Source organism: Marilutibacter spongiae, from assembly GCF_014145325.1.
Taxonomy (GTDB): Bacteria; Pseudomonadota; Gammaproteobacteria; order Xanthomonadales; family Xanthomonadaceae; genus Marilutibacter; species Marilutibacter spongiae.
Window position 1 is genome coordinate 289173 of the sequence record NZ_JACHTF010000001.1, and the last position, 8894, is coordinate 298066.

At 70.0% G+C, this 8894-nt stretch carries 9 protein-coding genes; 7 read left to right on the forward strand and 2 right to left on the reverse strand.

Translation table 11 applies throughout. From position 1 onward, the window contains the following. The first annotated feature begins 6 nt into the window (after positions 1–6). The 3 genes from yoaA to tsaB are packed head-to-tail and all read left to right on the forward strand — an operon-like array spanning position 7 to position 3209. Positions 7–2073 (forward strand): DNA repair helicase YoaA, encoded by a 2067-nt coding sequence (yoaA, locus tag H4F98_RS01275; RefSeq protein WP_182684843.1) that lies wholly within the window; start codon positions 7–9, stop codon positions 2071–2073. 12 nt (positions 2074–2085) lie between these two features. Beyond that, complete coding sequence (locus tag H4F98_RS01280; protein ID WP_182684844.1) at positions 2086–2502, forward strand: VOC family protein; 417 nt, start codon at positions 2086–2088, stop codon at positions 2500–2502. Beyond that, positions 2499–3209 (forward strand): tRNA (adenosine(37)-N6)-threonylcarbamoyltransferase complex dimerization subunit type 1 TsaB, encoded by a 711-nt coding sequence (gene tsaB / locus H4F98_RS01285; protein ID WP_182684845.1) that lies wholly within the window; start codon positions 2499–2501, stop codon positions 3207–3209. The genes H4F98_RS01280 and tsaB overlap by 4 nt, the downstream gene beginning before the upstream one ends. A 9-nt stretch (positions 3210–3218) precedes the next feature. Here tsaB and H4F98_RS01290 read toward each other — a convergent pair whose 3' ends face one another. Both H4F98_RS01290 and gshB read right to left on the reverse strand, forming a co-directional pair. Then, positions 3219–4097 carry an energy transducer TonB gene (locus H4F98_RS01290; protein ID WP_246372725.1) on the reverse strand — a complete coding sequence of 293 codons (879 nt, stop codon included), beginning with the start codon at positions 4095–4097 and terminating at the stop codon, positions 3219–3221. A gap of 67 nt (positions 4098–4164) precedes the next feature. Then, positions 4165–5124 carry a glutathione synthase gene (gshB, locus tag H4F98_RS01295; RefSeq protein ID WP_182684847.1) on the reverse strand — a complete coding sequence of 320 codons (960 nt, stop codon included), beginning with the start codon at positions 5122–5124 and terminating at the stop codon, positions 4165–4167. A 222-nt stretch (positions 5125–5346) separates the two neighbouring features. On the opposite strand from gshB, the gene H4F98_RS01300 reads away from it, so the two are divergent. Genes H4F98_RS01300 through H4F98_RS01315 form a run of 4 tightly spaced genes read left to right on the forward strand, consistent with a single transcriptional unit; the run spans position 5347 to position 8794 of the window. Next, on the forward strand, positions 5347–5760 hold the full coding sequence (locus H4F98_RS01300) for a response regulator (RefSeq protein ID WP_141518092.1): 414 nt from the start codon (positions 5347–5349) through the stop codon (positions 5758–5760). Positions 5761–5778: 18 nt separating this feature from the next. Further along, a complete protein-coding gene (locus H4F98_RS01305; protein WP_141518093.1) occupies positions 5779–6144 on the forward strand; it encodes a response regulator in 366 nt (121 codons plus the stop codon). Positions 6145–6164: 20 nt separating this feature from the next. Further along, entirely contained in the window at positions 6165–6776 is a 612-nt protein-coding gene (locus H4F98_RS01310) for a chemotaxis protein CheW (protein ID WP_182684904.1), read from the forward strand. Beyond that, complete coding sequence (locus H4F98_RS01315) at positions 6773–8794, forward strand: methyl-accepting chemotaxis protein (RefSeq protein WP_182684848.1); 2022 nt, start codon at positions 6773–6775, stop codon at positions 8792–8794. Before H4F98_RS01310 ends, H4F98_RS01315 begins: the two co-directional genes overlap by 4 nt. Positions 8795–8894: the final 100 nt, after the last annotated feature.

The window sequence follows — 8894 nt, forward strand, 5'->3', positions numbered from 1 at the left end:
CCTTCGATGGACGACACCGCTCCCCCGGCCGCCTCACGGCTGGCCCTGGCCGCGCGCGAAGCGCTGGAGGACGGGGGGCTGCTGGCCGCGAACATCGAGGCCTTCGCCCCGCGCAAGGCCCAGCAGGACCTGGCGGCCGCGGTCGCCGAGGCGTTCCAGTCCCGCGGCACCCTGATCGCCGAGGCCGGTACCGGTACCGGCAAGACCTTCGCCTACCTGGTCCCGGCGTTGCTGTCGGGCATGAAGACGATCGTGTCGACCGGCACGCGCGCACTGCAGGACCAGCTGTACCACCGCGACCTGCCGCGCGTGCGCGACGCACTCGGCGTGGGGCTCAAGACCGCGCTGCTGAAGGGGCGCGCGAACTACCTGTGCCATCACCGCATGCAGCTGGCCAAGGGCGAGCCGCGCTTCCACAGCCGCGAGATGGCGGCCCAGTTCCAGCGCATCGTGGCGTGGGCCGGGCGCACCCGCATGGGCGACCTGGCCGAGGTCGAGGGCCTGGGCGAGGAGTCGCCGCTGGTGCCGATGGTGACTTCCACCACCGACAACTGCCTGGGCAGCGACTGTCCCTTCTTCTCGGAATGCTTCGTCGTCCAGGCGCGCCAACGCGCGCAATCGGCCGACCTGGTGGTGGTCAACCACCACCTGCTGCTCGCCGACCTGGCGCTGAAGCAGGAAGGCTTCGGCGAGATCCTGCCGGGCGCCCAGGCCTTCGTCGTCGACGAGGCCCACCAGTTGCCCGATCTCGCCTCGCAGTTCTTCGGCGAGGCCTTGAGCGCACGACCGCTGGTCGAACTGGCGCGCGATGCGATCGCCGAGTGCAAGGAGGTGCCCTCGGCCCTGGCCACCCTGCAGGAGCCGGCGCGCGAGCTCGAGCAGGCCACCCGCGCCCTGCGCAGCGCGATGGACGACCTGCCGGTGCGTGGCACCCGCCAGCGCGCCGCCGAGCTGGAGGCCGCCGAGGCGGCGCAGGATGCCCTGGCGCACGCCCTGGCGACGATGCAGGCGGCGCTCGAGCCACTGGAGAGCGCCGCGCCTGGCTTCGAGGCCTGCCTGTTCCGCGCCCGCGACTATTCCGCGCGCCTGCGTCGCTGGCGCGACCCGGCGCCTACCGCGGAGGCCGAGGACCCGTCGCCGCCGCCTGCCGATCCGGACGACCGGGCACCGCCGACCCTGCCCGGCGACGTCGACAGCGTGCGCTGGTATGAGCTGAGCGCACGCGGCTTCCGCCTCAGCCGCACGCCGCTGGACGTGTCCGCACCGCTGGCCGAGCATCGCGAGCGTTCGCGAGCGGCCTGGGTCTTCACGTCGGCCACGCTGGCGATCGGTGGGCGTTTCGAGCACTACGCGCGCAAGCTCGGCCTGGAGGCGCCGCGGACCCTGCTCGCGCCCAGCCCGTTCGACTGGCCGCGGCAGGCACTGTGCTATTTACCCCGTGGGCTGCCCGAGCCGGCGTCGCGCGACTACGGCGCGGCCCTGCTCGATGCGGTGCGGCCCGTGCTCGAGGCCTCGGGCGGCCGGGCGTTCCTGTTGTTCGCCTCGCACCGCGCGCTGCGCGAGGTCGCCGCGCTGCTGCGGGCGGCCGAGGCCCCGTGGCCGCTTTTCGTGCAGGGCGAGGCGCCCCGCGGACTGCTGCTGGAGCGCTTCCGCGCCTCGGGCAATGGCGTCCTGCTGGGCGCGGCGAGCTTCCGCGAGGGCGTCGACGTCGCCGGCGAAGCGCTGAGCGTGGTGGTCATCGACAAACTGCCCTTCGGTGCACCCGACGATCCGGTGTTCGAGGCGCGCCTGGAGGCCATCCGCCGCGCCGGCGGCAATCCGTTCCGCGACGAGCAGTTGCCGCAGGCGGTCATCGCGCTCAAGCAGGGCGCCGGTCGCCTGATCCGGAGCGAGGGCGACCGCGGGGTGCTGGTCCTGTGCGATCCGCGCCTGCTCGGCAAGAGCTACGGGCGCGTCTTCCTCGATTCGCTGCCGCCCTTGCCGCAAAGCCGCGACATCGACGACGTGCAGGCGTTCTTTGGGGGAGAATGCAAGCCCCCGGTCCCGACGCCCACGGGCGAGGACCTGTTCTGAAGGAGGCCAGGCATGCGCAGCGATCCCCCCCGCGTCCACGGACTGGGTGGCGTTTTCTTCAAGGCCGATGATCCCGAGGCGCTGGGCGCCTGGTATGCCGAGCACCTGGGTGTCGGCGTGCAGGAGTGGGGCGGCGCGGTGTTTCCCTGGCGTCGCGCCGACACCGGGCAGGACGCCTTCACCGTGTGGTCGCCTTTCAAGGCGACCACCGAGTACTTCAAGCCCAGCGACAAGCCCTTCATGCTCAATTTCCGCGTCGACGACCTCGAGGCCACGCTCGCGGCCCTGCGCGAGGAGGGCTGCAACGTCCTGGATCGGCGCGAGGACGGCGAACAGGGCCGCTTCGGCTATGTCATGGACCCGGAAGGCCACCTGGTCGAACTCTGGGAGCCGGCGCCGGACGCCGCTTCGTCCGAGTCGGGCGCGTGAAGCTGCTGGCACTGGAAACCGCCACCGAGGCCTGTTCGGTCGCGTTGTGGCTGGACGGTGAGGTCGTCGAGCGCTTCGCGATCGCCCCGCGCCGGCATGCCGAACTGACCCTGCCCTGGGCCGGCGAACTGCTGGCCGAAGCCGGCATCGCCCGCTCGCAGCTCGATGCGATCGCGGTCGGGCGCGGCCCCGGGGCCTTCACCGGCGTACGCCTGGCCATCGCGCTGGCGCAGGGCATGGCCCTGGCGCTCGACCGGCCGGTGGTGCCGGTCTCGACCCTGCTCGCGCTCGCGATGCGCGCGCCGGGCGGCGGCGGGGACGGCCCGGTGCTGGCCGCGATCGACGCCCGCATGGGCGAGGTCTATGCCGCGGCCTTCGAGCATCGTGACGGTGCCTGGCGGGCGCTCGACCACGAACGCGTGTCGCCGCCCGGCGACGTCGAACTGCCGGACGGGTCCACGGCGAGCGGCTGGCACGGCGTCGGCACCGGGTTCGCCGCGCTCGATGGCGCCTTGCGCCAGCGGCTCGGCGCGCGGCTGGCGACGGTCGCCGACGACGCGCTCCCGCATGCGGCGGACGTCGCCCGCCTGGGTGCGGCGGCCTTCGCGAAGGGCGGGGCGGTGGCGCCCGAACGGGTCGAGCCGGCCTACCTGCGCAACAACGTCGCGCTCACGCTGGCCCAGCAACAGGCGCTCAAGGGCCGTTGAGGCGAGGCCTCAGTCGTCCACGAGCGTGCCGCCGGGGAGGAAGTTCCAGGTCCGGGTCACGTGCAGGATGTCCGGGTCTTCCTCGGTCCGCGGCAGCGGCGGGTAGGGCTCGGCCAGGCGCGCGATGCGCAGCGCCGAGGCGTCGAGCAGGGGCGTGCCGCTGCTCTTGATGATCTCGGCCCGCTCGACGGAGCCGTTGCGGCGGATCGCCACGCTGATCACCACCTGGCCGGCCAGCCGGCGTCGCCGCGCTTCGTCGGGGTAGTTGAGGTTGCCCACGCGCTCGACGCGGTCCACCCACTCGCGCAGGTAGGCGGCCCAGGCGTATTCCTGCGTGCTGGCGGAGACGAACTTGCGCTTGGGACGTTTCGCGTAGCGTTCCGAGCGCAGGTGGATCTCCGCCGCCAGGCGCGCCATCGCCATGTCGCGCTCGACCTTGCGGTCGCCGCGCGGCAAAGGCAACTCGTCGGGATCGGGCGTGTCGCGGGCAGGCGGTGCGCGGTCCTCGCCGCGGGTGCTGGCGACCACCCGCGCTTCCGGCGGGGGTTGCGCGGCGGGCGATTGCGCGCGCAGCGGCACCGGTGCCACCCCGGCCTCGGCCTGGGGCGCCTGCCCGGTCTGGTTGTCGCGCGGGCGGGTGGTCTTCTCGTGCTCGCCGCCGCCCTGGTTGCTGGCCTGGGCGAGGAAGTCCGCCTGGGCCTGCGTCAACGGGCTCTGGGTCTGGGTCAGGATGACGTCGAGGGTCGGCACCACCGGCGCCGCGCTCTCCAGCGCGAAGCCCACGCCGAGCAGCAGCACGCCGTGGAACAGCAGCGACAGTACCAGGGTGGCGGTCAGGCGCTGGTTCTCGTCGGGCACCTGCCGGACCGGTACGCGAGGGCCCGCCATCGCGGGAGCCGCGCCGCTCATGGGGCCCCGCGCGCGGTCCGGGCCGCGATCGCCGCCACCGGCCGGGTCATGCCGCCGCGGACGCCATCCGGCGCTCGATCACGTCGAACAGGTCGCCGGCGATGCGCGTGCCGTAGGCCGCATCGATCTCGCGGATGCAGGTCGGGCTGGTCACGTTGACCTCGGTCAGGTAGTCGCCGATCACGTCCAGGCCGACGAAGAGCATGCCGCGACGCTTCATCTCCGGCCCGACCTGGGCGGCGATCCAGCGGTCGCGCTCGCTCAGCGGCCGCGCTTCGCCGCGCCCGCCGGCGGCGAGGTTGCCGCGGAATTCGTCGCCCTGCGGGATTCGCGCCAGGCAGTAGTCGACCGGCTCGCCATCGACCAGCAGGATGCGTTTGTCGCCGTCGCTGATCTCCGGCAGGTAGCGCTGGGCCATGGCCAGCTGGCGCCCGCCGTCGGTGAGGGTTTCCAGGATCACGTTGAGGTTGGGCTCGCCCGCCCGGGCCCGGAAGATCGAGCGCCCGCCCATGCCATCCAGGGGCTTGAGCACCGCCTCGCCGTGCTCGGCGACGAAGGCCTTGAGGGTCGCGTTGTCGCGGGTGACCACCGTGGGCGGGCAGCACTGCGGGAACAGCAGGGCGGCCAGCTTCTCGTTGTAGTCGCGCAGGCCCTGGGGGTCGTTCACGATGAGCGCCCCGGCCTGCTGGGCGATGCCCAGCACCTGGGTGTCGTGGATGTACTCGGCGTCGACGGGCGGATCCTTGCGCATCAGGACCGCCTGGCCAGGGCTGAATTCAAATTGTGATGTGTGTCCCAGTTTGAACCATTGCCCTGGATCGTCCTCCACGGCCAGCGGGGCCGCCAGCGCGAAGGCCCGGCCGTCGCGCAGGAACAGGCCTCCCGGGCGGACGTAGTGGAGGCGATGGCCACGGCGCTGGGCCTCCAGCAGCATGGCGAAGGTCGAGTCCTTGGCGGTCTTGATGGATTCGATGGGGTCCATCAGGACGACGATGTCGAGCGTCATGGCAATGGGCAGGCGACGGGTCGGGCGATGGTAGCAGGCCGGTGTGCCGGGGCGTCGATCCGGGCTCCAAAACCGCGACCGGCACGGCTGAATGGCCCTTTTTTTCAGGGCCCGGATGCAATTCGTGCTTGACAGTTGCGGTCAGGCTTGGAATAAAGGCAGGCAAGCGAGGCGCCGCCATGCTCCACAAATAAAATGGCGCCCGCACTTGGGGAATACGGAATGCTTGACGAGGGCCGCAAGGGCAGCCTCGATGGACTGCGGGTCATGGTGATCGATGACTCCAAGACCATCCGGCGCACTGCAGAGACGTTGTTGAAACGCGAAGGCTGTGACGTCGTCACGGCCGTCGATGGCTTTGAGGCGCTGGCGAAGATCGCCGACCAGCAGCCACAGATCATCTTCGTGGACATCATGATGCCGCGCCTGGACGGCTACCAGACCTGCGCGCTCATCAAGAGCAACCAGCTGTTCAAGGGGACGCCGGTGGTCATGCTGTCCTCCAAGGACGGCCTGTTCGACAAGGCCCGCGGGCGCATCGTCGGCTCCGAGCAGTACCTCACCAAGCCTTTCACGCGCGAGGAACTCCTCGGCGCCATCCGCACGCACGTAACCAACGAACCAAGCAACGCCTGACCGGGGGGTAGGGCATCCATGGCACGCATTCTCTTGATCGAAGACTCGCCGACCGACACGGCGGTCCTCACCCAGTTGCTGGAACGCAACGGCCACCAGGTGCTTTCATCCGGCAGCGCCGAGGACGGGATCGAGGTGTGTCGCCGCGAACAGCCCGACCTGGTGCTGATGGACGTCGTCCTGCCCGGCATGAACGGCTTCCAGGCGACCCGCGCGCTGTCGCGCGACGCCGACACCAAGGCCATCCCGGTACTGATCGTCAGCACCAAGAGCATGGACACCGACAAGGCCTGGGGCCTGCGACAGGGCGCCAAGGACTACATCGTCAAGCCGCCGCGCGAGGACGAGCTGGTCGCGCGCATCAACGACCTGCTCGGGGACTGAGCGCGGCCGTGGACACGAACATGACGCCCTTCGAGGTCCTGGTCGACTACGAGCGTCGCAGCCTCGCGCACGTCGTCGGCCTGCCCGAGCAGATCGACGCCCCGGGCCTGTGGCGCGGCGTCGGCTACCGCATCGGCAGCCGCCGGCTGGCCTCGGGCTTCGACGAGGTCGTGGAAATCCTGACCCTGCCTCAGGTGACGCCGGTGCCCGGTGCCCAGCCATGGCTGCTCGGGCTGGCCAACGTGCGCGGCAACTTGCTGCCGGTGGTCGACCTCAAGCAGTTCCTGCAGGCCGAACGCACGGTCCTCCACGAAGGGCAGCGCATCCTGCTGGTGCGCCAGTCGGGCGGCAACCTCGCCGTGCTGATCGACGAGCTGTACGGGCAGCGCAGTTTCAACGAGGAGCAGCGGCACGACGCCGCCGCGGGCATGGACGCGTCCCAGGATGACGCCGGCACCTGGGCGGAAGGCCGTTACCGGCATTTCATCGATCACAGCTATCGGCTGGACGACACCGAATGGGGCGTCTTCAGCCTGGATCGCCTTACCCGCACTCCGGAATTCAGGCAGGCCGCCGCCGACTTCGCACGGCCTGAACTGGGCAATCGCAACACACTTGAGGTTGAATCATGAGCACTGACATGAATAACGCTGTTGGCAAGGTCCGCCAGTACGGCGTCAACACCTGGTTGACGGTGCTCGGCATCGCCCTGGTGGTGTTCGGCCTCAATACGGGCTACTCGGTCTGGAAGGCATCCCGCCTCGGCGGCGCGAGCTCCGCGGCCTCGGACCTGCAGGTGCTCTCGCAGAAGATGGCGGTGCAGGGCCGCGAAGCGGTCGGCGGCCAGCAGGACGCGTTCACCGCGTTCAAGGCCACCAAGGCGCAGATCGACGGCCACATCAGCAGCCTCAACAACAACTTCGGCGACACCACCGGCGTCGCCGGGCCGATCCGCGAGGTCACCCAGACCTGGCAGCCACTGGGCGAGAGCGCCGACAAGCTGATCCAGAGCGAGGAGGCCGTGCTCGGCCTGGCCGGAAACATCGACAGCTTCAACGCCAAGGTGCCGCAGCTGCAGGCGAACCTGGACGAGCTCGTCCGCGCCATGTCCTCCAGCGGTTCGCCGTCCTCGCAGGTCTACTATGCGCTGCGCCAGGTCGTGCTGTCGGGTACGATCGCCCGCCGCATCACCGAGATCCAGGCCGGCGGCAGCGGCGCCACCGCGGCCGGCGACGCGCTCGCGCGCGACGTGCTGGTCTTCGACAACGTCCTGACCGGCCTGCGCGAAGGCGGCGAGAATCCCTCGATCACCGCGCTCAGCAACCAGGGCGCGGTCAGCGCCCTCGGCCAGGTCGAGACCCTCTGGGCGGACATGCGCAAGGACGTCGACGCGATCCTGGGCAGCACGCCCAACCTGTTCCAGGCGCAGGCCGCGGCCAACACCCTGACCGAGGGTTCGGACGCGCTGGAGTCGGACAGCAAGACCCTGTTCAATGCCTTCACCTCGACCGGTTCGATGAAGGACAAGAACCTGCTGGGCAACATCTGGATCAGTATCGTCTCCGGTGCGATCGCCCTGCTCGCCATCGTCGGCTTGCTGTACTCGCTCAACCGCGCGCAGCAGGTCCGCTACCAGACCACGAAGGAACTCAACGACCGCAACCAGGAGGCCATCATGCGCCTGCTGGACGAAATGGGTTCGCTCGCGGAAGGCGACCTGACCGTGAAGGCGACCGTGACCGAGGACATGACCGGCGCGATCGCGGACTCGATCAACTTCGCCGTCGAGCAGCTGCGCAGCCTGGTGCAGACCATTACCGATACCTCGGTGCAGGTCGCCTCCAGCGCGCAGGAAACCCAGGCCACCGCCATGCATCTGGCCGAGGCCGCCGAGCACCAGGCGCAGGAAATCAACTCCGCCTCGAGCCGCATCAGCGAAATCGCGGACAGCATCAACCAGGTCTCGCGCAACTCGGCCGAATCGGCGGACGTGGCGCAGCGCTCGGTGCAGATCGCGACCAAGGGCGCCGGCGTCGTGCGCCAGACGATCGCGGGCATGGACAACATCCGCGACCAGATCCAGGAAACCTCGAAGCGAATCAAGCGACTGGGCGAGAGCTCGCAGGAGATCGGCTCGATCGTTGAACTGATCAACGACATCTCGGAGCAGACGAACATCCTGGCGCTGAACGCGGCCATCCAGGCGGCCTCGGCCGGCGAGGCGGGCCGCGGATTCGCGGTCGTGGCCGACGAAGTGCAGCGACTCGCGGAACGCGCCTCGAACGCGACCAAGCGAATCGAGACCCTGGTCCAGACCATTCAGTCCGATACCAACGAGGCGGTCAGCTCGATGGAGCAGACGACCTCGGAAGTGGTCGCCGGTGCGCGACTGGCCGAGGACGCGGGTACCGCGCTGGGCGAGATCGAAAAGGTGTCGTCCGACCTGTCGGGCCTCATCCAGGGCATCTCGAGCGCGGCGCAGCAGCAGACCAGCGCGGCGTCGAACATCACCGAGACCATGAACACGATCCAGTCGATCACCGCGCAGACCTCGCAGGGTGCGAGCCAGACGGCGGAGTCGATTGGAAACCTCGCGCAGCTCGCCGCCGACCTGCGCCGTTCGGTCGCCGACTTCAAGCTGCCGGCTTGACGCTGGGCTGGCAGCACGATGAGAGAACCGAGCATGAACACGCCGGGCATGTTCGATCCAGGGATGCGCATGGGGCGCAGCCACGCTGACGGGCAGGTCC